25 protein-coding genes and 1 pseudogene are annotated in these 21,990 nt (G+C 59.5%); 9 read left to right on the forward strand and 17 right to left on the reverse strand.

The genetic code is table 11. From position 1 onward, the window contains the following. Nucleotides 1-318: 318 nt before the first annotated feature. On the reverse strand, nucleotides 319-507 hold the full coding sequence (locus tag GOB93_RS18760; RefSeq protein ID WP_173584967.1) for a hypothetical protein: 189 nt from the start codon (nucleotides 505-507) through the stop codon (nucleotides 319-321). An 81-nt stretch (nucleotides 508-588) separates the two neighbouring features. On the opposite strand from GOB93_RS18760, the gene GOB93_RS18765 reads away from it, so the two are divergent. Next, nucleotides 589-1,146 (forward strand): phosphate-starvation-inducible PsiE family protein, encoded by a 558-nt coding sequence (locus GOB93_RS18765; protein ID WP_173584968.1) that lies wholly within the window; start codon nucleotides 589-591, stop codon nucleotides 1,144-1,146. 48 nt (nucleotides 1,147-1,194) lie between these two features. On the opposite strand, the gene GOB93_RS18770 is transcribed toward GOB93_RS18765, so the two are convergent. Both GOB93_RS18770 and GOB93_RS18775 read right to left on the reverse strand, forming a co-directional pair. Continuing rightward, nucleotides 1,195-1,536 (reverse strand): hypothetical protein, encoded by a 342-nt coding sequence (locus tag GOB93_RS18770; protein ID WP_173584965.1) that lies wholly within the window; start codon nucleotides 1,534-1,536, stop codon nucleotides 1,195-1,197. Nucleotides 1,537-1,611: 75 nt separating this feature from the next. Next, entirely contained in the window at nucleotides 1,612-2,094 is a 483-nt protein-coding gene (locus tag GOB93_RS18775) for an Hsp20 family protein (RefSeq protein ID WP_173584969.1), read from the reverse strand. 264 nt (nucleotides 2,095-2,358) lie between these two features. On the opposite strand from GOB93_RS18775, the gene GOB93_RS18780 reads away from it, so the two are divergent. The 5 genes from GOB93_RS18780 to GOB93_RS18800 all read left to right on the forward strand — a co-directional run bounded on the left by GOB93_RS18780 (nucleotide 2,359) and on the right by GOB93_RS18800 (nucleotide 5,932). Continuing rightward, on the forward strand, nucleotides 2,359-2,673 hold the full coding sequence (locus GOB93_RS18780) for a YXWGXW repeat-containing protein (protein ID WP_173584970.1): 315 nt from the start codon (nucleotides 2,359-2,361) through the stop codon (nucleotides 2,671-2,673). Between the two features lie 520 nt (nucleotides 2,674-3,193). Further along, nucleotides 3,194-3,442 (forward strand): hypothetical protein, encoded by a 249-nt coding sequence (locus GOB93_RS18785; RefSeq protein WP_173584966.1) that lies wholly within the window; start codon nucleotides 3,194-3,196, stop codon nucleotides 3,440-3,442. Nucleotides 3,443-3,547: 105 nt separating this feature from the next. Continuing rightward, nucleotides 3,548-3,811 (forward strand): type II toxin-antitoxin system RelB/DinJ family antitoxin, encoded by a 264-nt coding sequence (locus tag GOB93_RS18790; RefSeq protein WP_173584971.1) that lies wholly within the window; start codon nucleotides 3,548-3,550, stop codon nucleotides 3,809-3,811. Further along, entirely contained in the window at nucleotides 3,804-4,148 is a 345-nt protein-coding gene (locus tag GOB93_RS18795) for a type II toxin-antitoxin system RelE family toxin (RefSeq protein ID WP_173584972.1), read from the forward strand. Before GOB93_RS18790 ends, GOB93_RS18795 begins: the two co-directional genes overlap by 8 nt. 35 nt (nucleotides 4,149-4,183) lie before the next feature. Then, nucleotides 4,184-5,932 (forward strand): recombinase family protein, encoded by a 1,749-nt coding sequence (locus GOB93_RS18800; protein WP_173584973.1) that lies wholly within the window; start codon nucleotides 4,184-4,186, stop codon nucleotides 5,930-5,932. Between the two features lie 312 nt (nucleotides 5,933-6,244). Here the strand turns inward: GOB93_RS18800 and GOB93_RS18805 are convergent, their stop codons facing one another. Continuing rightward, the gene (locus GOB93_RS18805) at nucleotides 6,245-6,706 is read right to left on the reverse strand and encodes an Lrp/AsnC family transcriptional regulator (protein ID WP_277877344.1); all 462 of its coding nucleotides are present in this window, start codon (nucleotides 6,704-6,706) and stop codon (nucleotides 6,245-6,247) included. A gap of 197 nt (nucleotides 6,707-6,903) precedes the next feature. Between GOB93_RS18805 and GOB93_RS18810 the strand changes: the two genes are divergently transcribed. After that, nucleotides 6,904-7,533, forward strand: a complete 630-nt coding sequence (locus GOB93_RS18810; RefSeq protein WP_173584974.1) for a LysE family translocator — start codon at nucleotides 6,904-6,906, stop codon at nucleotides 7,531-7,533. 58 nt (nucleotides 7,534-7,591) lie between these two features. On the opposite strand, the gene GOB93_RS18815 is transcribed toward GOB93_RS18810, so the two are convergent. Further along, entirely contained in the window at nucleotides 7,592-8,479 is an 888-nt protein-coding gene (locus GOB93_RS18815; protein ID WP_173584975.1) for a LysR family transcriptional regulator, read from the reverse strand. Between the two features lie 99 nt (nucleotides 8,480-8,578). Between GOB93_RS18815 and GOB93_RS18820 the strand changes: the two genes are divergently transcribed. After that, the gene (locus GOB93_RS18820) at nucleotides 8,579-9,520 is read left to right on the forward strand and encodes an AEC family transporter (RefSeq protein ID WP_173584976.1); all 942 of its coding nucleotides are present in this window, start codon (nucleotides 8,579-8,581) and stop codon (nucleotides 9,518-9,520) included. Nucleotides 9,521-9,526: 6 nt separating this feature from the next. Here GOB93_RS18820 and GOB93_RS18825 read toward each other — a convergent pair whose 3' ends face one another. Further along, the gene (locus GOB93_RS18825) at nucleotides 9,527-10,429 is read right to left on the reverse strand and encodes a LysR family transcriptional regulator (RefSeq protein ID WP_173584977.1); all 903 of its coding nucleotides are present in this window, start codon (nucleotides 10,427-10,429) and stop codon (nucleotides 9,527-9,529) included. A gap of 104 nt (nucleotides 10,430-10,533) precedes the next feature. Here GOB93_RS18825 and GOB93_RS18830 point away from each other — a divergent pair, with 104 nt between their 5' ends. Next, the gene (locus tag GOB93_RS18830) at nucleotides 10,534-11,295 is read left to right on the forward strand and encodes an SDR family NAD(P)-dependent oxidoreductase (protein WP_173584978.1); all 762 of its coding nucleotides are present in this window, start codon (nucleotides 10,534-10,536) and stop codon (nucleotides 11,293-11,295) included. Between the two features lie 40 nt (nucleotides 11,296-11,335). Here GOB93_RS18830 and GOB93_RS18835 read toward each other — a convergent pair whose 3' ends face one another. From GOB93_RS18835 to GOB93_RS21735, 11 genes and pseudogenes are all read right to left on the reverse strand, one after another. Continuing rightward, nucleotides 11,336-13,108: an AMP-binding protein gene (locus GOB93_RS18835; protein WP_173584979.1), complete on the reverse strand. Its 1,773-nt coding sequence runs from the start codon at nucleotides 13,106-13,108 to the stop codon at nucleotides 11,336-11,338. A 15-nt stretch (nucleotides 13,109-13,123) separates the two neighbouring features. Next, nucleotides 13,124-14,371 carry an MSMEG_0569 family flavin-dependent oxidoreductase gene (locus GOB93_RS18840; RefSeq protein ID WP_173584980.1) on the reverse strand — a complete coding sequence of 416 codons (1,248 nt, stop codon included), beginning with the start codon at nucleotides 14,369-14,371 and terminating at the stop codon, nucleotides 13,124-13,126. A 16-nt stretch (nucleotides 14,372-14,387) separates the two neighbouring features. Continuing rightward, nucleotides 14,388-14,675, reverse strand: coding sequence for an MSMEG_0570 family nitrogen starvation response protein (locus GOB93_RS18845; RefSeq protein ID WP_173584981.1), 288 nt, complete (start codon nucleotides 14,673-14,675; stop codon nucleotides 14,388-14,390). Next, nucleotides 14,663-15,841: an MSMEG_0565 family glycosyltransferase gene (locus GOB93_RS18850; protein WP_173584982.1), complete on the reverse strand. Its 1,179-nt coding sequence runs from the start codon at nucleotides 15,839-15,841 to the stop codon at nucleotides 14,663-14,665. The genes GOB93_RS18845 and GOB93_RS18850 overlap by 13 nt, the downstream gene beginning before the upstream one ends. Then, nucleotides 15,838-16,812, reverse strand: a complete 975-nt coding sequence (locus GOB93_RS18855) for a sll0787 family AIR synthase-like protein (protein ID WP_173584983.1) — start codon at nucleotides 16,810-16,812, stop codon at nucleotides 15,838-15,840. The genes GOB93_RS18850 and GOB93_RS18855 overlap by 4 nt, the downstream gene beginning before the upstream one ends. Continuing rightward, nucleotides 16,809-17,372: an MSMEG_0567/Sll0786 family nitrogen starvation N-acetyltransferase gene (locus tag GOB93_RS18860; RefSeq protein WP_173584984.1), complete on the reverse strand. Its 564-nt coding sequence runs from the start codon at nucleotides 17,370-17,372 to the stop codon at nucleotides 16,809-16,811. Before GOB93_RS18860 ends, GOB93_RS18855 begins: the two co-directional genes overlap by 4 nt. Further along, on the reverse strand, nucleotides 17,369-18,478 hold the full coding sequence (locus GOB93_RS18865; RefSeq protein WP_173584985.1) for an MSMEG_0568 family radical SAM protein: 1,110 nt from the start codon (nucleotides 18,476-18,478) through the stop codon (nucleotides 17,369-17,371). The genes GOB93_RS18860 and GOB93_RS18865 overlap by 4 nt, the downstream gene beginning before the upstream one ends. Continuing rightward, the gene (locus GOB93_RS18870; protein WP_173584986.1) at nucleotides 18,475-19,458 is read right to left on the reverse strand and encodes a Nit6803 family nitrilase; all 984 of its coding nucleotides are present in this window, start codon (nucleotides 19,456-19,458) and stop codon (nucleotides 18,475-18,477) included. Before GOB93_RS18870 ends, GOB93_RS18865 begins: the two co-directional genes overlap by 4 nt. A gap of 24 nt (nucleotides 19,459-19,482) precedes the next feature. Further along, entirely contained in the window at nucleotides 19,483-19,965 is a 483-nt protein-coding gene (locus GOB93_RS18875) for an MSMEG_0572/Sll0783 family nitrogen starvation response protein (RefSeq protein WP_173584987.1), read from the reverse strand. Between the two features lie 339 nt (nucleotides 19,966-20,304). Continuing rightward, on the reverse strand, nucleotides 20,305-21,708 hold the full coding sequence (locus GOB93_RS18880; RefSeq protein ID WP_173584988.1) for an aminotransferase-like domain-containing protein: 1,404 nt from the start codon (nucleotides 21,706-21,708) through the stop codon (nucleotides 20,305-20,307). Nucleotides 21,709-21,889: 181 nt separating this feature from the next. Further along, nucleotides 21,890-21,990, reverse strand: a pseudogene (locus GOB93_RS21735) (IS5/IS1182 family transposase); the annotation flags it as partial.

The following is a 21,990-nucleotide window of genomic DNA, read 5'->3' on the forward strand; positions in this document are numbered from 1 at the left end:
TTAACCCCGGACCAGATGGCCAACAGCAACGCCGTCAGAAGGGCGGCATAACAACAACCGGGTATAGCTTATCAAGCCCGCAAAACTGTCCGAACGGACGGGACCACCTCAGTCAGCAGACTCCTGCCTGTCGCTGACCGCACGCACATGGCCAAGGCCCTGGGCTGGTCGTTGGGAGACCTCGAAAACCAGCTGACATCGGCCTTGCCAAAGGCCGTGCGAGATCATGCCAGAACATTGTCCTGTCGCCTGCCACGCTGGCAGCGGCTTTGAACCGGATGTGCGCCGGAAGGGCCACGAGCCCTTCCGGACACTGATTCAATCCGCACGGGGGTCCGCATCCACATCCGAGGGATCGAGCGATTCGACCAGTCTTTCCTTGTCCGGATCAATTGGTGGCTCCTCTTCGTCAGGCGCCGGACGCGGGCGCTGTTTCTTTTCCCGAGAAGGAAGCGGAGGCGGTTCGAACGGACGGTGAGCGCCCATGATCCGTAACGTGTCCTGCATGGGGACATTCTCCATCGCTAAAAGAAAAACCAGACCCAGGACGTGGGAACTATAACTCAATTAATAGATGGGAAAACGGCTATGGAAGACCTCTCCATGAAACGTTCCTGGCAGAGCAGGGACTGGTCCCGCTTCATCAAGCTGTTCAGGGGCCTGACATTCTACGAGCGTTTTGAACAGACGATCATTCTGACCCTGATTGCGCTCATCATGCTGGTCACCGCCATCGCGACGATTCATCTGATCGGCGCGGTATGGCATCTGGTCGTCGATGTCGGAATCGATCCGATCAACCAGACGATCTTCCAGGCGATTTTTGGCGCGATCTTTACTGTTATCATCGCTCTTGAGTTCAAACACTCCCTGCTGGTCGTTCTTGCCCAGCATGAGAACGTCATCCGGGTGCGGACCATCGTCCTGATCGCCCTCCTGGCGATTGCCCGCAAATTCATCCTGCTGGATCTGCATGATGTGACTGCCATGGAACTGTTCGCTCTCTCGGCGGCTGTTCTGGCGCTGGGCATCGTCTACTGGCTGGTCCGCGAGCAGGATGCGCGTGTCGCGCGCGATGCCAGGGAACAGGCGCATCTCGAAGATAATCCTGCGGCCCGCTGTGAGCCTGAACGGTCTTCATCCTGAAGAATCGAGGTAAAGGCGGTCTATAACGCCGCCTTTACTCAATCCCCACTACGTCCCGTGCGATGAGGACGTCTTCTTCGCCGTCTCTGGCCCTGACGGTGCCAGATGATCTGTGTCGATGGGCCGGAACGGCGGAATGGGTTGTCCGGGATAATAGACCGGCCCCTTGTAGTTCTGATCCAACTGGCTTGCGTTCAAGCTGTCGACCAGCATATCACCTGTGCCGTCTTCGTAATAAGTGCGAGCCCCGGTTTTGGGGATTGTGGACGTTCCCTCAGTCGCCCTCGCATCGAACGATGTTGCAGCCGTCCGGGCAATATCACCAGCATGTGCGCCCGACTGGCTCAGTAGAGACAAGCCCAGAGCAGCGCACGACAGAGATATTTTCATCCTCTTCATGCTCATGACCTTTCGAGATTCTCCCCCGGCCAGATGAATGGCCGGGGGAGAGTTTTCGTCACGCCATCAGGCTGCCTCTTTCCGCGCCTCGATCTGGGGCACGGCTTCCTCCGCACGTGTTGTAGAGGACGTAATCGCGATACGACGCGGCTTCATCGCTTCGGGTATCTCACGTTTCAGGGTAATGGACAGAAGTCCGTTCTCGAAGTGCGCATTGGTGACTTTCATATGCTCGGCCAGATCGAAGCGGCGTTCGAATTCTCTGCCCGCAATACCCCGATGGAGATATTCGGCGGCGCTTTGCGGCTCCGGCGCCTTTCGTCCTGTCACGACAAGAGTATTGCGCTCCTGTGTGATCGTAAGGTCGTTCTCGGCAAGTCCGGCAACCGCCATGTCGATCCGGTAATCATCCTCACCGGTCTTGACGATATCGTAAGGCGGCCAGTTATCGACCGTCGGAATCCGGCTGGCGAGATCAAGGGCATTGAGCATTCTGTCAAAACCCACGCTCGAACGGAACAGGGGAGCAAAATCAACGGTGGCTCTCATAGCCATATCCTCCTTTGAGCAACATGGACACAAGATCAAAACTGATAGTTCTGTCTGCCGCCCCCCTTCGGCGGCCGACAAATTCAATCTGGGAACTCCGTGCATGGTGTCAAGAGGCATCAAAAATGCAGAAAGGCAGGTTTGGGCGTCCTCTATCAGTCGCGTTTTCATTGCCTGCGCGTCTTCGCGAGTGAGACGGACCCATGCCCATTTCACGGGCATCGTGCTATAAAACATCATCGCGTGTTCAGAGTGGACAGGACAATGCCTGATAGCGTCAGATGGAAGTTGCGGGCCGCGGCTTTCGCCGCGACCATGCTGAGTGCCGCTCCGGCGGAGGCCAGGCCGTGGATTTATGCTGGACCACCAGTTGTCGTTCCACCACCAGTCGTGGTCGCGCCGCCACCTCCGCCTGTCGTGATTGCACCGCCTCCCGTCACGATCATTCGCCCCCCACCACCGGGGCCACCCTACGAGATGGTGCCCTTGCCACGCCGAGGCTATGTCTGGGAGCCGGGCCACTGGTTCTGGACTCCTCGCGGCTACATCTGGCGAAGAGGCTGGTGGCGGCGCGGGTGAACTCTGCCGTCTATGATGCCGCGAAGACCCGTTGAACTCTTGCATGCTTTCCGTGATAAAGAGCCTCGCGTAACGGAGGGGAACATCTACCAACGCGAGCGACCACATCGCGTGCAAGTTGGGCCACGCCCAGCACGGCACTCGGCTCACCTGGTCTCCAGGCGGCGTTTTGGGGCAGAAAAACCAAGGGGCTTACCTGCCCCGTCACGATCCGGCCCGATGGCAAAAGCAGGTGTAGCAACGCCGTGAATTATGCGGCGCTCAACTGAAGATTCCGTGCTTCTGACGCCTCACCTCATTCACAAAACCATCAGAATAATTAATAGTTATTCATCATATCACCGAATGTTCTGCTTTTGTCGTCCGCCGGATTACGCCCGGATACGCCAGAGTACGCACACGCCGACAATTGCCGACACCAGTACTATTGTCTCACCTCAAAAGTACAATGTGCTCGCCTTGAAGTATTCGTTTTTTATGCCCCATGATCTGGTTCTCTCCAGACGGAAAGGGCAGGACGATGACGGACAAGGATCGCACGGCGACGACTGGGCCGATCGCGCCGGCCAATGATAACAACCCATCGGGAAACGCGTCCGATCCGGCGATGAAAGCGCGGATGGACGAACTGGTATTCATCGTCGCCAGGATGCTGGGACGCCAGATCGCCCGCGAGGAATTCGAACGGCGGCTGGGTGAGATTGACACCGCCAACGACAACGATCCGTCAAACCAAAGTGCAGCAAGTCGAGAAGAACCAGATGAGTGACGCCTGTCCCATCCAGCCCCCCTTCAGGCAGGCCGTGATCACCTGTTTTGCGCTTCCTCTATTCGTACAAATGTATTACATTTGCCCTGCAATCAGGAGGAAACCATGTCCGCCGTGACGTTCCGTGTCGATGACACCCTCAAGGCCGCCGCTGTCGCGAAGCTGTCGGCGCAGGGCATGTCCCTGTCCGACGTGCTGCGCGATACCCTGGCCTATATCGCCGAGACCGGCCAGCCGCCGGTCAAGCGGCGCCTTGTGACCGACGAGGATGCAAGGCTGATCGAAATCGTCCGCGAACGCCTTGCCGATCCCGCCCCCCGCCAGCGCATGACGCTGGCGGAACTCAAGGCCCGCCATTCCGATGACTGAATACGCGATCGAATTCGATGATCGTGCACTCCGGGAGTGGGATGGGCTGGACGGCAGCATTCGCAGGAAGTTCGAGAAAAAGCTCGAAAAGCTTGTTCTGAACCCGCATTCTCCCGGTAACGAACTGCACGGCGATCTCGCGGGATTCTACAAGATCAAACTGCGCCAGGACGGCTACCGCCTCGTTTATCAGGTCGTAGAACAGCGGATCGTCATTTTCGTCATCGCGGTCGGACGCCGTGAGGACAGCGAAATCTACACGACGGCAACCGGCCGCGTTACCGGGACGCCAGCCGACCGGATAAAACAGCCCAGCGGCAAAAGTCGCAAAAGGTAAAGGTTACGAAAAACCACCTGGGGGGAAAAGCCGCCATGACCCGTGTCGCACTCTACGCTCGCTATTCCTCGGACAACCAGCGGGCGGCTTCGATCGAGGACCAGTTCCGCCTCTGTGAAGAACGCGCCGCACGCGAGGGCTGGCAGGTCGTGGATACCTATCGCGATGCGGCGATATCCGGGGCCAGCATGATCCTGCGCCCCGGCATCCAAACCCTGCTGCGCGACGCCCAGGCCGGGCAGTTCGACGTCGTGCTGGCCGAGGCCCTCGATCGCGTGTCCCGCGACCAGGCCGACGTCGCTACCCTGTTCAAACGCCTGCAATTCGCCGGCGTCACCATCGTCACCCTCGCGGAAGGCGAGATCTCCGAACTGCATGTCGGCCTCAAAGGGACGATGAACGCCCTGTTCCTCAAGGACCTCGCCATGAAGACCCATCGCGGCCTGCGCGGACGGGTCGAGGCCGGCAAGTCCGGCGGCGGGATCTGCTACGGCTATCGCGTCGTGCATCAGATGGACGCGCGGGGCGAACTGATCCGGGGTGATCGCGAGATCGATCCCGTTCAGGCGGAGACCGTGCGCCGCATCTTCCGTGAGTTCGCCTCGGGCCGCAGCGCGCTTTCCATCGCCAGCCGCCTGAACGACGAAGGCATCGCCAGTCCCACGGGCGGTAAGTGGAACAACACCACCTTGCGTGGCAACGCCCTGCGCGGCACCGGCATCCTCAACAACGAACTTTATATCGGACGCCTCGTCTGGAACCGGTTGCGCTACCTGAAAGACCCGCAGACGGGTAAGCGTGTGTCCCGACTGAATCCACAATCGGAGTGGATCGTCACCGAGGTTCCGGATCTACGGATCATGGACGATGATCTCTGGCAGGCCGTCCGTGCCCGACAGGCGCTGATCGCGGAGAAGAGCGTGAACATCAGCGCGGGTATCCGCGCCTCCCTCAACAAGCTGAACGGGCAGCGCCGGCCGAAGTCGCTGCTTTCCGGCCTGGTGTTCTGTGGCGTGTGCGGCGGTCCCTGCTCGATCCGGGGAGGTGACCGCTTCGCCTGCTCCACCCACATGGACAACCGGTCCTGCACCAACAGGACCACGATCCGTCGCCCGGAACTGGAAGACCGGGTGCTGTCCGGTCTCAAGGACCGGCTGATGACACCGGAAGCTGCTGCCGAGGCCATGCGCGCCTATGTGGAGGAAACCAACCGCGCCAACCACGAGCGGCGCGCCAGCACGGCGGGATGGCAGACGGAACTGACCAAGCTGCGCAAGGGGCTGAAACAGATGCTCCAGGTGATCGAGGACGGCGGCTACACACGTGGCATGGTCGAGCGCATGCGCGAGATGGAAGCCCGTGAGGATGAACTGGTCGCCCTGCTCGCCGCCCAGCCGCAGGATGTGCCGGACATTCATCCCAATGTCGCCGCGATCTTCAAACAGAAGGTCGAGCGGCTGGCCGAGACGCTGAACCATCCCGAGGACCGGCAGGAGGCATCCGAGGCCATCCGTGCCCTGATCGAGAAGATCGTGCTTCATCCCGGCAAAGGCCGGGGCGAGATGCACGCCACGCTGCATGGCGAACTCGGAAACCTGCTGGATTTCGCCTCCTCACGCGGTCAGGGAGCCAAAAACACGAACACTCCCAGAGCCAGGGCTTCGGGAGTGTCGGTATCGGGTATTGCGGGGACGGAATTGGCTCTCAAATTGCAACAATCGCAATTTGAGAACAATGCAGAGTTAACAGACCGTTTTGACAGACTTTTTTCTGCCTCAGCCTGATCTCATATTTATCTCATCGCCCTACCCTGCCAACACTACAGTAAATCTACCTCACTGGGACACCTACAGTTACCCCGGGCGAATACCCTGTTTTCTAACCGAGTTCTTCTGCTTCCTCATCCGATGGGCCGCCCTTTGTAGTCTGCAGAGATCGGCCCACGTCCCAGTTCCAGTCGTTTATTTTACCGCCGGGCAGACCCGCGATGCTCGTGAATTACCGGGGCCGTTATACCCAGAGTGTTGTATCAAATTCAGACATCACCACGACGGCTACCGAAAAATTATATCTCGCCAACAAGAATAAGCCTCACCCTATGCAAAGCTTGCGTTCTTGACCTTCAGGAGAGGGATGTCGGTCTTCATACTCCGCACGCCTTTGATCCGCGCAAGGTGTTCGCTCTGAAAACATCTCAGTCCTGGAAGGTCTTCTGCAACAACGCGCAACAGGAAATCACAATCTCCCGCGAGTACATGCGCCTCGGTCACCTGTGGAAGTTTCCCGATTTCCTCGACGAAATGCTCGGACTGCCGCTCGTCTTCTCCCGTCAGCCATATCCTGACAAAAGCCATCACACCGAACCCGGCTTTTGCAGGATTCACAATGGCGACATAGCCCTCGATAACGCCGCTTTCTTCCAGCATCCGCACCCGGCGCAGGCATGGCGATGGAGAGAGCCCGACGCGCCTCGCAAGTTCATTGTTGGGGCAGCGACCATCTTCCTGAAGAACACGAAGAATACGCCGATCAATCGCATCCAGTTTCATTGGCATCATATATCATGAATGAAATTTATGACGCAATCATATGCCAAATTTTGGCGGAGAAATTGGCATAAAAGCAACCTCATATCCGCTGGTCCGCGCTATCCTGCCCTCTCTCGCGTCGCAGGGATGGCGATCCGGAGCATAATCGGAGAGCATGAAAACGCCGTGGGAGCTGGTGAATTTTCTTCTAAAGCGACGCATCTTCGATGAATTTGCATACACTTCTTGCCTTCTGGACGATCTCCATCCTCCTTGCCGCAACCCCAGGTGCTGACTGGGCATATGTTATTTCCGCCGGAATACGTGATCATGCCGCAGTCGTTCCCGCTGTGTTCGGCCTGTTTCTGGGATATCTCGCCATTACCGGAACGGTCGCAGGCGGTATCGGTGCGCTTTTCGCCAGCATGCCGCTTGCGGTCACCATTCTGACGTTTGCAGGCGCGGCCTATCTCATAAAACTGGGCATTTCCCTGTTGCGTCATCCTCCCCTGCCGAGAGAAGGACATGAACGGGAAACTGGTGCGCGGCGCTGGATTGCCAAAGGATTCGTCATCAGTGGCCTGAACCCCAAGGCTCTTCTGTTTTTTCTCGCCCTTCTGCCCCAGTTTACAAATCCTGGCTCATCGTGGCCGATCTTTTTACAGATCGGTATCCTGGGGATCATTCATACAATAAACTGCGTATCCATCTATCTGATGGTCGGATTTGGCGCACGGACAATCTTAAGCAGCCGTCCCGGAGCCTCCATCGTGACGGGCTATATATCCGGAGCAATCATGATTATGCTTGGTCTGGGTCTGGCGTCGGAAGACATCATAAAATTACTTCACTCATGACAATGGAATACGGAGAGTGAAGATATTGGAAGCAGCCTCCCTACATAGGTTCCATGGATTAGAGTGAAGCGCGCTGTATCGATTTCCCGATTTCCATGAATGTCGAAACCGCGGGATTTTTCGTAGTGATCGGCGCTCGAAGGACAACGTTCAGTTGAGGAGCGTCTGTCAAAGCCCGTGACATCAGCCCCGCCCCCAGTTCGGTACACAGTGATGCGGGGATAAGGGCTACGCCCAGCCCTTTTGCAACAAGCTGGATAATCGTGTGCTGCAACCGCGGTTCAAGCACGACATGCGGGACAATTCCCCTGGCAGAAAAATAGCTGTTGATCGCGGATCGCAGAGCCGGCGCCGTCGCGGCGGGTGCCGCGATGATCTTCTCCCCGTGGAGCTCCTCAGGACCGATCTGCCCGACGGTGGCAAGCGGATGGGCCTTTCGCATGATGATGCGTAATCGCTCCCTGGCCAGCAGCACGGTCTGCAGGTGCGGCGCATATCCGCAATCGAATGTTACGGCGGCATCCAGAGTTCCTGCCACCAGCATCTCATCAATCTCTGTCGGCGTGCGTTCATCCAGGACAAGGCGGACATCCGGCCTCGCCTCCGCATAAAGCTGCACGAGTTGCGGCACGACGCTGTGGGCGGCATGCATCATGAATCCAAACCGCATCTCGCCCTTTATGCCGCTGGCGACCAGCCTGACATCCCGACAGGCATTCTCAAACTGCCCCAGCACGTTTCGGCAGTCTTTCATGAAGTGTTTCCCGGCAGGGGTGAGAGCCACGTTGCGCGAGTTTCGTTCAAACAGCTTCACGCCCAACGTGTGCTCGATCATGGCAATCCGGCGACTGAACGCCGGCTGGCTCATGTTCATCCGCTCGGCGGCCCGACCGAAATGAAGCGTCTCCGCCAGGGCCATGAAATACCGCATATGCCGCGTGTCCATCTGATACCCTGAAAGCATTGATTGTGAACCATATGAGTATTGGATTGTATCAATAGCCTCCGATAGCGTCACGCTTTTGCTGACCTCCCGAGATTCTTGATGCTGAACAATCTGCTGATCGTCCTGCCTGTCTTTGCCCTCATCTTAACCGGATGGATCGCACGCAAATCGGGTGCGCTGGGCCTCAATGCCACGCACGAGGTCAATCGGCTCGTAGTTTATCTTGCGTTACCTGCAGTGCTGTTCGACATCGTGGCGAATGCAAAAATGACCGATCTGTGGGAGCCAAGATTCATTGCGGCGTTCACGCTCGGCTGTTTTATCGTGTTCGCCGGGACGCTGTGGTGGCGGATATCGACAGGACATCATCTTGCCGATGCCGCCATTGACGGACTCAACGCGAGCTACGCCAATACGGGGTTTGTCGGTTTCCCGCTTGTCCTGTCTCTTGTCGGCGATACCGGCATGGCGCCAACGCTCATCGCCACGATCGTAACGGTCTGTGTGCTGTTTGTCATAGCGATCGTCCTGATCGAGGCCGGATTGCAAACGGAAGCACGCCGTCGCGATATTGTCGGAAAAACCCTTTTCTCTCTGGCGAAAAATCCGTTGCTGGTAGCGCCAATACTTGGTGGCCTTGTCATGGTATCCGGTGGGCACTTGCCGGGACCCGTTCATGCCTTCCTGAAGCTTCTCGGCGGGGCTGCATCCCCCTGCGCCCTGATCGCCCTCGGTCTGTTCCTTGCCGGAAATTCTGCCGGTGCCGCGTCTGCACACCCGGCGACTGCCGCCATTCTGGTCGGCCTGAAGCTGATCGCCCAGCCTCTGGTTACATGGATCATCGCAGCGCCCGTGCTCCACCTGCCGCCGGCGATGACACACATCGCCGTGCTTCTTGCCGCACTCCCAACAGGAACCGGCTCGTTCATGCTGGCGGAATTCTATGACCGGGAAGCTGCCCTTACCGGACGGGTCGTTCTGGCCTCCACCGTGTTCTCGATTGCAACGATCTCGCTCTATCTCGCCTTTGCACCCGCGTAGGGACGCTCACGCGCATTGTGGTTGAAGTCTCGGGCCAATAATCTCCACCAGCCAGTCCACGAACACACGCACGCGTGGAGAAAGCTGCCTGTTGCTTGGATAAAGCACGGAGACCGGCGTTGGCATGGGTGGAAAACCAGGAAGCACTTCGATCAGCGTGCCATTTGCAAGGTCATTCTCAAAGCCATAGCCTGGAACCTGCACGAGACCGAAGCCAAGTCTGGCTGCTTCGGCATAAGTATCAACACCCCCAACCAGCAGACGTGTCGGAAGTGATCTCTCGATCACCTCCTCGCCGCGCGTAAACTCCAATGGCAAAGGCTGTCCGGTGCGTGAGGACACGAAACCGATCATTTGATGCCCCGCAAGATCGTCGGGAGAGACAGGTGTCCCGTGCCGCGCCAGATAGGCCGGGCTGGCGACCGTCACCTCCCCCATAACGCCCAGCGGCCGGGCGATCATGTCACTGTCCGGCAGACTTCCAGCCCGGACCACGCAGTCCACCCCTTCGCGCACCAGATCCACGAACCGTTCGCCCTCGCCAAGATGAACGGTCAGAGCCGGGTGCCGGGCCAGGAAATCCGGCAGTGCTGGCAGCAGGATCATGCGCGCCAGACGCCCGATGACGTCAGCGCGCAACAGGCCGGCTACAGCACCACTTGCGCCTCGGTCCGCATCTTCGAGGTCCGCCAGAATCGCCACGCACCGGCGATAATAGGCGGCACCTTCCTCGGTCGGTCGTACATGACGGGTCGATCGGTGCAGCAGTCGCGTGCCGAGCCTTTGTTCCAGTTCCTTGATCGCGGCGGTCGCAACCGGACGGGAAACGCCGCAATCGGCCGCCGCGGCGCTGAAGCTGCCGCGGTCAACAATGCGGACGAAGAGATCGAGTGTCGCAAGCCTGTCCATGAGATTATTCCATTGCGCAAAACAATGCTGACGGAAAGAGCGATCTTATCGAACGGACTATGGTGTGATCAGGATTGGTTCCTCATCATCAAACGGAGAGACCCATGCCCGAAACGAACACCATTGCCATCGTCACTGGCGGCAGCCGTGGACTGGGTCGCGCCACCGTTGAGGCCCTCGCCCGACGCGGCGTCTCGTCCATCTTCACCTACCACACCAACAGATCTGCGGCCGACGAAGTGCTCGACAGTGTCGAACAGAGCGGTACCCGCGCAGTGGCCCTGCAACTCGATACCGGCGACACGCATGCCTTTCCTGCCTTCGCCGAGGAAGTCCGGCGCGTGCTACGCACATGGGATGCCGAGCGTTTCAATTATCTGGTCAACATGGCTGGCACCTCCCATGAGGGGCTGTTCGGCGAGGTGACTGAAGACGATTTCGATGCCGCCTATCACGTGCACGCCAAAGGTCCGTTCTTCCTGACACAGACGCTGTTACCGCTGATCGCGGACGGTGGCCGGATCGTGAACATCTCATCTGGCCTGACGCGCTTTGCTTATCCCGGCCGGATTGTCTACGCCGCCATGAAAGGTGCGGTGGAAGTCATGACGCACTACATGGCCAGGGAACTCGGCCCACGCCGCATCGCGGTCAACACGGTAGCGCCAGGCGCCATCCAGACGGATTTCTCGGGCGGCATGGTACGGGATAACCCGGACATTGCCCGTCACATCGCAGAGGTCACCGCGCTGGGACGCCCCGGATTACCGGAGGATATCGGGCCGATGATCGCCTCGCTGCTGTCCGAAGACAATCGCTGGGTGAACGCGCAACGGATCGAAGTCTCGGGTGGTCAGGCCATCTGAAGGCTAGCCGTTCCACAAATGCAATGCCGCACTGATTCCGTCAGGACACCAGCAGGCGTTTCCGCGTGATCTTCCCGGACACGGTGGTCGGCAAATGCCTGACGAAGCGGACTTCCTTCAGACCAACCCAGCGCCCGAGGACTTCGTTGACCAGCGCGACGATTTCCTCGGAAGATGGTTCGCAGACGGCCTGGGACTCAACGACCACATAGGCAACAGGTCGCTGTCCTCGCAATTCGTCAGGCATGGCCACCACAGCACACGCATGAACAGCAGGGTGGATGGCGATGATCTTTTCGATCTGCACGCCCGAAATCCGCCGTCCTGCGACCTTGATCACGTCGTCAGAACGCCCGAGCATATGAACGGCGCGATTGGGCTCGATCATGCCTTCATCGAAGGTGCGATAATATCTGCGTGTTTCATCAAAATACGCTGCGGGAACACGGATCTCCGTGTCCTTCCAGACACCCGCCAGACAGCCAGGTGGCAACGGCAGGGAGAGAACAATTTCGCCACACTGTTCACCCGGCATGGACGGCACGGTGGCCGGACGGAATCCCGGCGCAGGCCGCCCGATATCATTCATGAGCGAGACCGGCTCACGCTCGGGCAGACCGAAAAAATGGGCGGTGATGCTCCACCCGGTTTCGGTCTGCCACCAGTGATTGACTACAGGTTTGCGAAAATACGACCGCGCCCAGTCCAGCAATGTCGGGTCCGCATACTCCCCGGCCACGAAGATGCGGGCCAGCGCGGGCAGGATCGCCCCTGACAAATGACGGCTCTCCTGTCGCATGAGGCGCATCTGTGTAGGCGTCGTGAACAGACATTTCACCTCGTGCTCATGACAGAGCTTACGGATGGCGGACGCTGTTGCACCGCCTTCCACGATCACACTGGTGCACCCGCTGATCAGCGGTGCATAGACGCCGTAGGAATGGCCAACCACCCAGCCCAGATCCGATGTCGTGAAGAAGGTGTCACCGGGTTTGCAGCCGTAGATCAGATCCATGGACAAGGCGAGAGCTACAGCGTGGCCACCATTGTCACGCACAATGCCCTTCGCATTGCCCGTCGTGCCGGACGTGTGAAGAATATACAGGGGGTCTTCGGAGCGCAGCATGACCGGCTCTGCCGGTGCGGACTGTTCCAGCATGCGAAAATCATGATCCCGCACCGGCAGAAGCGAGGCCGGACAGGCTTCGCGCTGCACGATCACGCAGGCCTGCGGTCTGTGGGTCGCTTTGGCCAGTGCCTCATTCAGAGCAGATCCTGATGGGATTGCTGTCTGGCCCTGAAAGCTGCAACTCGCGATGATGATGACTTTCGGTGCCACGTCATCGATCCGTCGTGCCAGTTCAGGCCCGGCGTAACCGGCAAAGACCACGACATGGACGGCACCGATCCGCGCACAGGCCAGCATGGCGATGGCCGTCTCGATCATGGTCGGCATGGCGATCAGGATACGGTCGCCTTTCTCCACTCCCAGCGAGCGCAGACCACCGGCAAATCCGGCCACCCTGCCCTGCAACTCCCTGTAGGTTACAACCTGACGTTCCCTGGTGGCGCAGGAATGCCAGATCAATGCCGCCTGTTCACCGCGACCATTTTCAACATGCCGGTCCACGGCGTTATGGCAGGTGTTAAGGATGGCCTCGGGAAACCAGTCATGCCAGCCATCCGACCGTGTCCTGCATGCGGTCACAGGTGCCTGCTTCCATGTGACGCGCTGTGCCGCCTTCAGCCAGAACTGCTCTGGCTGGGTCAGCGCCTCATCGTACATCGCCTCGTATGTCATCCATGGAAGCATGGCGCTTTACTCCGTTCAGGCTACGGGCACGTCTTTGCCGGTGATCTGGCTGGCCAGCCACGCGGCATCACGCGAAACGCCGGAGAACCGCCCCGATCCCCATGTGTGCAGCCATGGCAGGCCGAGGAAGTAGAAGCCCGGCGCATCGGTCACACCCCGATGCCAGACGGGCTTGCTGGCTCCGTTGAAGACCGGCACGTCGATCCAGCGATAGTTCGGACGGAAGCCGATGCACCAGACGATCGAGGTGATACTGGCAGTCTTCAGATCCAGCGGGGTGTTACTGCCATCGGGCTCCCACACAGGCACATAAGGGGCTTCGGTTGGGACCGTGATCCCTTCACGAGCGATGTAGGCATCAATGGATTTCTTGATGTCGGCATTGGTCCTGTCTGCATCATCAAGATTTTCTTTCAGGTCCGACGCGAAGTACGCGACTTCGTCACGGATTGTCTCCAGCGTGCCATGCAGGCCAACGCCCTTCTTTGCAAAGAGGCGCAGATCAAGATCATGGCCTCCATTTCGACCGGTGACATAATGATTGGTCTTATCGCGTGCACCGTCACGAAGAGGGTGATTATCCACCGTCAGGTCATAGAAGTGCATGTCTGCAAGCCAGTCCACTACGTCGCGGCCACGGTAGAAACGCGAGACACGCGGGGCGGACCCGACACAGAGATGGACCTTGCGTTTTTCAAGAAACAGATCCTCGACGATCTGCGCGCCGGACTGGCCACTGCCTACGACCAGCACTGCCCCTTCGGGCAACTGGGCCGCGTTGCGGTAATCCTGTGAGTGAACCTGAAAGATTGATGGATCAATCGCGCTGGCATAGCCGGGGATCACCGCGTCCTGATACGCTCCCGAGGCGATGACCACATGCTTTGCGTGCCAGGTCTCTTCACCCGCGACCACACGATAGCCGCCAGCTTCATGACGCGTGATGGAGGTGACGGCTGTATGTTCACGCAGCGGTGGGTTAAACGAATTAATAAAGCCTTTGACGTAGTCAATGATTTCCTGCTTCACCATGAAGCCGTGCGGGTCGCTCCCTTTGTAGGGATGACCGGGAAGTTCGCACTGCCAGTTCGGTGTGACCAGGCAGAAATTGTCCCAGCGCTCATCGTCCCACGAATGACAGGCCGTCTTTGCCTCAAAGACAATGTGCTCCACCTTCTCGCGGCAGAGATACCAGCTCATGGAGAGCCCGGCCTGTCCGCCACCCACGATGATGACAGGGATGCTTTTTTCGTTCTGTTTCATGGTCGTTCTTTTCGTCTCAGGATCTGAAAGACAGGACGCGCACCCGCGCATCGGGTCGATTGAGGAAAGGCGCACTGGCTTGTCGAATGGCGTGCAGCTGGCCAAGGGCGCGGCTGCACGAAAAGCCGTAGCGAGCGCGAACCCGCTCACTGGCCTGGGTCAGGACCGTGTCCGCCTTTTCAAGAAACTCCCGGACCGGATAATCCTGACCGGGCGTGAAGTGGTCCCTTATGACCAGCGAGGGGGAGTAACAGTCGGTCTCCTTCCCATCGGGCCAGCGCACGCGAAAGGTCATTTCGGGCATGATGACAAAACTCCTGAAGCAGGGACGGCAGCGTGCGGCAGCGCCGCGAGACGCCGGTATGCGGGGAGATGCCGACAGGCGACGCAGCGCCAGTCGAAACGGCGGGCCGTTGCGGGACCGCTGACCTGGAAACGGGCCGGACTCCGGACGCTCAGAGCGTCGCGCAACGCGCAGACAAGTGTTTCAGGGTGTTCCGGCTGGCACCAGAATGCCTCAAGAGTATGAAGATGCTCCGTGAAAGGTGGTGCGGCCGGCACCACCACGGGGATTCCGCAAGCCAGAGCTTCGAGCGGACACAGGCCGAAGCCTTCGGTCTTTGAAGGATAGGCCAGTACGGAAGACTGCCGATACAATGCGGGCATATCGTCATCCGCTATCGTACCTGTCACAGTCACCGCGTTTGCCAGGCCGCCACTCTGAATCCGCTCATCGAAAAGACGACGGTAGTCGGAATGGTCCAGCAGGGATGCACCCCCGGCTATCACAAGATGCAGATCGGACTGCTCCCGATGCAGCATCTCAAAAGCTTCAAAGAGAACAAGCGTGTTTTTGCGACGCTCGATCCCGCCGACCGACAGCACAAGACGTGCGTTCCGCGGAAGCCCATACCGTGCGCGAAGTTCCTGATCGCGCAGACCGGGCTCCGGAAAAAATCTTGTCAGATCGACACCATTCCCCACCACAGGCGCATGCCGCCCGTATTCGGTGCGTAACGTGTCTTCCCAGAGCTGACTGACCGTAAAAAGTTCGGTCGCAGCCGTCAGGCCCCGTGTCTGGCGGGCTGCGACACCGGGGTGGGAGAAACGGTCCAGATGATGAACCGTGCGGGCAAAGCCCGGTATCCACCCCTCTCCCACCAGCTCGGCCAGCGCATTGGCGCTGATCGGGTCCTGCGCATGCAGCACGTCAAAATGCTGACCGCGCAGTGCGTTTCTGATCTCGCCAATACGACGCTCCACCAGTGCTGGCAGGTCAGGCACAGACGCGGCCGGGATGCAGCTTGTGGCGCAGCGGGGCGTGCGGAAGAAACCGGCTCCTGTCACGTCCGGCGCGATCAGCGTTGCGTCATGGCCCGCGTCACACAGGGCTTCCGCCAGCGCCATGCCATGCACTACACCGCCGCGCGGATTGGTCGAATGGGTCAGGATGCCAATGGACAGACTCATGGCGCAAATCCCATGAGCGGCGTCCGGGCGAGATCCCAGAAGGTTTCCTTCTCGTCCGCCCACGTGACATCCAGCCGTTGCGTGCTGTCACACTGACCGATGACAGAGGCTGCAATATCACGTCCACGAAACCGGGTCATGATCGCTTCAGCATCTTCGGGGCGCGCCGTGAGCAGGTAGCCATAGCTCGGGAATGCGGAGAGCCAGCGCTCCATCGGTGCATCGTCAGGGCGCGGAATGTCATCGAGCGTGATCGTCATGCCCACGTCTGAACATTCGGCCAGCATGAGGGCGGTCCCCAGCAGGCCGGCCATACTGATGTCCTTTGCAGCACGGCTCAGGCCGTCTTCAGCAATAGTGGGCAGAAGTTCGATGTCCCCACGCAGCCGAACCGCTCCATCGGTGCCGCACAGGGCTGAACTGGCGTCCCAGAACGGGTGCGGATCATGCCAGCGACCGCGCAGGTCGATGGCGGCGATCAGAACCTCGCCCGGCTGCGCATCGAAGCTGGTCAGCAGATGACGGGCACGACCGAGGATCGCCACCGACAGCGAGTTATGGGTGCTGCGCATGTTGGTATGGCCACCGACAACCGGCACGCCATAGGTGCATGCGCCTTCATGCAGACCAGTCAGAATTGACGCGGCCGCCTCGGACGTATCGCTCCACAACGCATCCACCACCGCCACGGGACGGCCACCCATTGCCGCGATGTCGCTGACATTGACCATCACGCCGCAATACCCGGCGAACCAAGGCATTGAGCGGACAAAGCTGTCCTGAAAGCCCTCGCTGGCCAGCAGGAGGTAGCCATCGCCATCCGGGATCGCGGCGCAGTCATCGCCGAGGCGGATGACATCATGGCTGGCAGGCTTCAGGATTGCCGCAGTTTCGGCGATGTCCTGTTTACCCGCCAGGGCGCGACTGTTCCGGAGCGTGCGCAGGAGTGTGGCGAGTTCGTGTGCCATCACGCCACCTGTCGTACCCGGGGCTGCGGACGCAGCAGCCAGGTCTGATCCAGACCGTGCGCCGGATAGCACGAAAGATCGGCCTCCATATCGTGATGCGGCAGGCCATGCAGCGTGATGACGCCGAGACTCTTCCAGTGCAGGCGGCGGAAGAACAGCACGTTCTGTGCCTGCACCTGAGCCAGAAACCGCGTGGCCCCAAGCCCGTGCGCCGTGCTGACCGCCATCCGGATAAGTTCCGCCCCGATCCGCCCCAGCTTGCGGTGATCTTCATGCACAGCTAGACGGGAACCACGCCACACACCAGGTTCCGCTTCATGGATGCGCACGGCGCCCACCACCCGGTCCGGCATCCCCGCCATGCAGCAGGCGGCGATGATGGGAATGGCAACCTCATCGATTGCATCCCGGTCATCCTCTGCAAAGACTTGCTGCTCAGTGCAGAACACGTCGCGGCGCAGCGCATGGTAGCCCGCCCGTTCCCACAGCGTGCGGGCCAGCCGCATGACATATTCCGTAGGGATGAACGGGCGGTCGTCCACGCCTTCGAGGATCGCTGTCATTGTTCATACGCCGAAAGCGAGGAACAGGCGCCACAACGACCGCACCCGGCCCGGATGTCGGTGGATTTCATGTTCGCCTCCCGGAGCATCCGCCCAAGCGGCGCCAGAACGGATTTCATGAAATCAGCTGAAGGCGGTGTATGATTTTCCAGAGGGGTGCCGGAAATGGGCACAAACGGCACCACGAAGGGATAGACCCCGAGCGCAATCAGACGCTCGGCGAGGGCCAGAATGTCCTCGGCTCTGTCGCCAAGACCGGCCAGAATGTAGGTATTGACCTGACCGCGCCCGAAGATCGGCACGGCGCTGGCGAAAGCCTCCATATAGCGATCGACGCTGACTGTGGCCTTGCCGGGCATGATCTTCTCACGCACCGCCTGTGTTGCGGCTTCGAGATGCATGCCCAGACTGTCGGTCCCGGCGTCGCGCAGGCGCTGGAACCAGCCGTGATCGCGCGGCGGCTCGCACTGAACCTGAAGCGGCAGATCCACCGCCGCCCTGATGGCACGGGCTGACTCCGCCAGCACGGCAGCGCCCCGATCAACCACATTGGGCGTGCCGGTCGTCAGCACCATGTCGCGCACGCCGTCCAGTTCCACGGCGGCTTTGGCGACCTCGGCCAGTTGCGCGGGCGTCTTGTAAGCGATCGTCCGGTCGGCCTCCAGCGACTGGCCAATGGCGCAGAACTGGCAGGAGGTGCGCCGGTCGGCATAGCGGATACAGGTCTGGTGCACCGTGGTCGCCAACGTGTCACGGCCATGCAGCAGCGCGATCTTCCAGTAGGGAATACCGTCTGCCGTGCTCAGTCCGTAAAAGCGCGGGGCAGCCGGAAAATGGATCGTGCCCAGCGTCTGACCGTCACGCAGGAGGGTGCTGGCGCCACTCCGGTCAGGCGGACTGGCCTGAAACGGAGACCGTCGCGCACCGGACGTATAGACCGGCACCATGACGGTCTGACCCGCGATGGTGATTGTCTTGTGGTCGGAAGGACCGGCTCCGCCCTTGCGGGCGATGCCACCAATATCTTCGCCGATCTGAAGCCCGAAGGACTGCAGATCCGTAACGAGCTTACGACCGGAAAGCGTGCCGAGTGTTGGTACGGTCATGGCTTGGCCTCGTCATTGGAGGGACCAATCGGCTCAACGGCTCCGTGCTCACCGACATAATGCACTGTGCGCGCCGAACGCCGGTCCTGAAGCAGGCTGAGCAGTTCGGGCCGTGCATAATGCCCTACGGAGTCCATCATCCGCTTGCGCTTGGTGATCAGGGCGAAATCGAGATCGGCAATCACCATCCCCTCGCCTTCCGTCAGCGGTGTGCCGAGCAGTTTCCCTTCGGGGGAGACGATGGCCGTAAAGCACCCGCCACGCAGCGGCCCTTCCAGCGCCGGATCGCGGGCGATCTCCGTGATCTGCTCTTCCGTCAGCCAGCCCGTGGCGTTTACGACAAAGCAGCCTGATTCCAGCGCGTGGTGGCGGATGGTGACTTCCATCTGGTCGGCGAATATCTGACCAACCAGCGAGCCGGGGAACTGCGCGCAGTGGATTTCCTCGTGCTGGGTCATCAGCGCGTAGCGGGCGAGCGGATTGTAATGCTCCCAGCAGGCCAGTGCGCCAATGCGACCAGCGGCGCTGTCCACCACTTTCAGCCCTGCGCCATCGCCCTGCCCCCAGACCATGCGCTCATGATAGGTGGGCGTGATCTTGCGGCGTTTGAGAAGGATCTCACCTGTCGAATCAAAGATGATCTGCGTGTTGTAAAGCGTGCCGAAATCGCGCTCGTTTACACCCAGCACGACGACCATGCCGGTCTGGCGCGCGGCTTCAGCGACCATGTCGGTGACCGGACCGGGAATGACGACGGCGCGCTCGTAGAGTTCCAGATGTTCGCCGCCGAAACGGAAAGCCGGCTGGATGAAGGAGAAATAGGGATAATAGGGCACGAAGGTTTCGGGAAAGACCGCCAGCGCAACACCTTTCTCGGCGGCATCACGGATGGCCTGACAGACTTTCCGGGCAGTTCCCAGACCGTCATCGTCAAGGACAGGGCTGATCTGGATGGCTGCGGCTCGAACGATACGGGACATGACTTGCGGTCCTCCCTTCGGTCTTCAGAGAGTCCAGGTATTGAGGATGAAGGCATTGTCGCGCCGGGCCAGCAGGATGATGTCCAGCACGTCCTGCGGATTGATCGGCGTGATGCCGGGGATCAGGTTCTGCTCGCCGTAGCCGTAGAGAGCCTGGAGCGCGAAGCGACAGGCATAGACTTTGCCGCCCTCTTCGAGGATTTTCGCGATCTGCCTGTTGCAGTTCATGTGCCCTGGGAAAGCTTCATCACCCAGACGGGGAAAGCCGCGCTGCACGCCGAGGGTCACACCCGGACCATACAGCAGTACGGATGTTTCAAAGCCTTTTCGGATCAGACGTGTAGCCTGAAGCAGATTTACAAATCCGACCGAACCTTCATTAGCAACGGTGTGGAAGGTGATGAGGGCTTTTTCGCCGGGTCTGGCTTTGACGTCTTCGAAAACCTTGTTTTCATAATTGACGAAGCAGTCGCCATCTTTGTACGGAGCGTGTTCGACTTTCGGCATGGTATGTCTCCCGTGTGCTGCGGTCTCCAGCGAGAAGCCGGAGCTGACCGCTTTGCCGAAGCGAACGTGACATGGGATGACGGGCAGACAAAATATTGTATGTCTGATCTATGCATGACAAACGACGCAAAGCACGTGACAGACCTGCTTGCAGCCAGGACAACTCCATACAAAGAGCGTTAACGAGCATGACAATCGGGAGAAAATTGGATACTTCTTTGTTTTGTAAGGATATTTATTTCACACATTCGTGAACAGAAAGCGATTTTGTTTTTCGCGCAGTCGCGAACAGCCTCAGGGAATCAGGCGATTCCAACCATTCCTGATCGTGCTGTCAGGTCACACAATATCGGCAAAACCGGGAGAACGCTTGTGCTGCAGGACTGACAGGACCCCATGCAGGGATTCCTCAAGGCTTGCGGCATCCGGTGCACTGCCCAACGCAATCCGGGTCCGCTGCGGGGGCTCGCCGCTGATGGTGAAAACAGTGCTGGGCACCAGCGCCAGACCACGCCTGCGGGCGTAGGCCACAAAATCCGCACTGCCCCACCAGTCCGGCAGTTTCAGCCAGATATGCGGACCGTCGGGATTCATGCAATGCCCCTCCCCCAGAACCCTGCGGGCAATGGACTGGCGCAGGCGCAGTTCTTTCTGGATGGCGTGCAGGATCGCATGCGCCTGCCCTGTCTGCATCCATCGCGCCGTGAGCGCGCTGAGCAGACCGGCATTGGTCAGCGCGATCGCCCGGATGGCCGCCGTCACCCGCCGGGTCATATCGGCATTGGGAAGCGCGACATACGCCGTGCGCAGGCCAGGGCTGAGCGTCTTGGCAAGGGTAGCCACGTAGCTGACACGGCTATGGTCGAGGGCCGCCAACGCCGGCAGTGGATTATCCATCAGCAGGCTGTATGGATCGTCTTCAACAATATGCAGATGATGACGCTGGGCGACCTTCAAAATATCCTTGCGTCGCTGCAGGGACATGGTGGCCGTGGTGGGATTGTGAATGGTCGGGATGCAGTAGAGCAGTCGGGGATGATGCTCGGCGCAGACCCGATCAAGCTGGTCCGGCATCATGCCTTCCATATCGCTGTCCACACCGACCAGAATGAGATCGAACTGTGCCGCGATAGTCCGGATACCGGGATAGGCGATGCGGTCGGTGACAATGACATCGCCGGGCTGCGTATGTGTGCTGACAATCGCCGCAAGCGCACTCTGGGCGCCCGGAGAAACAAGGATTTCATCCGTACGCCGCTGCCCGATGACGGGTACGATCCATTTCGCGCCAAGCTGGCGCTCCTCCAGAGTGCCGCCCGTTACCCGATAGGACATCAGGCTGTTCAGATCCTGCTGCTTCAGGATAGCGGTAATGTCACTCTGAATGATCCGTTGCAGAGGCGGATCCTGCGGGATCGGCGGCAAATTCATGGTCAGATCGACCACAGCGGGTCCCGTATGGCGCCAATGGCTCTCCCCGGCACCGACACGAACGAAGGTGCCCCGGCCGACCGTTGCGTCAATCAGACCGCGCCGACGAACTTCGGTGAACGCTCGGGTCACAGTCGTCAGATTGGTACCGAGATACTCCGCGATCGTTCGCTGGGGCGGCAACCTGTCCCCTTCCCGCAGATCACCCTTGCGGATGGAAAGAGCCAGTGCGTCCGCGATCGTCAGGTAGATCGCATTCGGGCTTCGGCTGATTTCTTCTTTCCAGTGAGCCAGATACGGGTACGCGGACATGGAGTAAGACTTCCATACAATGGAAAGAGTTCCATTTGAACATAGCCCGCACAATCAATGCAATCGCGCCTAAGCCAACCCCCTCCAGTCGACCATTTGTTGTTCTATAAACGCCGTTCGTTCGATGGCACATGCGGCCTGCGTCCGTAGCCTCACAGACCGTGTCACGTAAGAGCGCCTTTCAAAACCATGTTGTGAGGGCTCTGAAGCAGATGAGCGAGCATGCGATCAGTGTGAAGGCGAGGTGGATATCGGCCCTTCTTTCGTAGCGGACAGTGAGGC

This window comes from Acetobacter musti, from assembly GCF_011516835.1.
Lineage (GTDB): Bacteria > Pseudomonadota > Alphaproteobacteria > Acetobacterales > Acetobacteraceae > Acetobacter > Acetobacter musti.

What these genes read in the sequence shown, in the direction of transcription:
- GOB93_RS18760 (WP_173584967.1), bottom strand. Translation starts at nt 507, where the DNA reads ATGCAGGACACGTTACGGATCATGGGCGCTCACCGTCCGTTCGAACCG.
- GOB93_RS18765 (WP_173584968.1), top strand. Translation starts at nt 589, where the DNA reads ATGGAAGACCTCTCCATGAAACGTTCCTGGCAGAGCAGGGACTGGTCC.
- GOB93_RS18770 (WP_173584965.1), bottom strand. Translation starts at nt 1,536, where the DNA reads ATGAAAATATCTCTGTCGTGCGCTGCTCTGGGCTTGTCTCTACTGAGC.
- GOB93_RS18775 (WP_173584969.1), bottom strand. Translation starts at nt 2,094, where the DNA reads ATGAGAGCCACCGTTGATTTTGCTCCCCTGTTCCGTTCGAGCGTGGGT.
- GOB93_RS18780 (WP_173584970.1), top strand. Translation starts at nt 2,359, where the DNA reads ATGCCTGATAGCGTCAGATGGAAGTTGCGGGCCGCGGCTTTCGCCGCG.
- GOB93_RS18785 (WP_173584966.1), top strand. Translation starts at nt 3,194, where the DNA reads ATGACGGACAAGGATCGCACGGCGACGACTGGGCCGATCGCGCCGGCC.
- GOB93_RS18790 (WP_173584971.1), top strand. Translation starts at nt 3,548, where the DNA reads ATGTCCGCCGTGACGTTCCGTGTCGATGACACCCTCAAGGCCGCCGCT.
- GOB93_RS18795 (WP_173584972.1), top strand. Translation starts at nt 3,804, where the DNA reads ATGACTGAATACGCGATCGAATTCGATGATCGTGCACTCCGGGAGTGG.
- GOB93_RS18800 (WP_173584973.1), top strand. Translation starts at nt 4,184, where the DNA reads ATGACCCGTGTCGCACTCTACGCTCGCTATTCCTCGGACAACCAGCGG.
- GOB93_RS18805 (WP_277877344.1), bottom strand. Translation starts at nt 6,706, where the DNA reads ATGATGCCAATGAAACTGGATGCGATTGATCGGCGTATTCTTCGTGTT.
- GOB93_RS18810 (WP_173584974.1), top strand. Translation starts at nt 6,904, where the DNA reads ATGAATTTGCATACACTTCTTGCCTTCTGGACGATCTCCATCCTCCTT.
- GOB93_RS18815 (WP_173584975.1), bottom strand. Translation starts at nt 8,479, where the DNA reads ATGGACACGCGGCATATGCGGTATTTCATGGCCCTGGCGGAGACGCTT.
- GOB93_RS18820 (WP_173584976.1), top strand. Translation starts at nt 8,579, where the DNA reads ATGCTGAACAATCTGCTGATCGTCCTGCCTGTCTTTGCCCTCATCTTA.
- GOB93_RS18825 (WP_173584977.1), bottom strand. Translation starts at nt 10,429, where the DNA reads ATGGACAGGCTTGCGACACTCGATCTCTTCGTCCGCATTGTTGACCGC.
- GOB93_RS18830 (WP_173584978.1), top strand. Translation starts at nt 10,534, where the DNA reads ATGCCCGAAACGAACACCATTGCCATCGTCACTGGCGGCAGCCGTGGA.
- GOB93_RS18835 (WP_173584979.1), bottom strand. Translation starts at nt 13,108, where the DNA reads ATGCTTCCATGGATGACATACGAGGCGATGTACGATGAGGCGCTGACC.
- GOB93_RS18840 (WP_173584980.1), bottom strand. Translation starts at nt 14,371, where the DNA reads ATGAAACAGAACGAAAAAAGCATCCCTGTCATCATCGTGGGTGGCGGA.
- GOB93_RS18845 (WP_173584981.1), bottom strand. Translation starts at nt 14,675, where the DNA reads ATGCCCGAAATGACCTTTCGCGTGCGCTGGCCCGATGGGAAGGAGACC.
- GOB93_RS18850 (WP_173584982.1), bottom strand. Translation starts at nt 15,841, where the DNA reads ATGAGTCTGTCCATTGGCATCCTGACCCATTCGACCAATCCGCGCGGC.
- GOB93_RS18860 (WP_173584984.1), bottom strand. Translation starts at nt 17,372, where the DNA reads ATGACAGCGATCCTCGAAGGCGTGGACGACCGCCCGTTCATCCCTACG.
- GOB93_RS18865 (WP_173584985.1), bottom strand. Translation starts at nt 18,478, where the DNA reads ATGACCGTACCAACACTCGGCACGCTTTCCGGTCGTAAGCTCGTTACG.
- GOB93_RS18870 (WP_173584986.1), bottom strand. Translation starts at nt 19,458, where the DNA reads ATGTCCCGTATCGTTCGAGCCGCAGCCATCCAGATCAGCCCTGTCCTT.
- GOB93_RS18875 (WP_173584987.1), bottom strand. Translation starts at nt 19,965, where the DNA reads ATGCCGAAAGTCGAACACGCTCCGTACAAAGATGGCGACTGCTTCGTC.
- GOB93_RS18880 (WP_173584988.1), bottom strand. Translation starts at nt 21,708, where the DNA reads ATGTCCGCGTACCCGTATCTGGCTCACTGGAAAGAAGAAATCAGCCGA.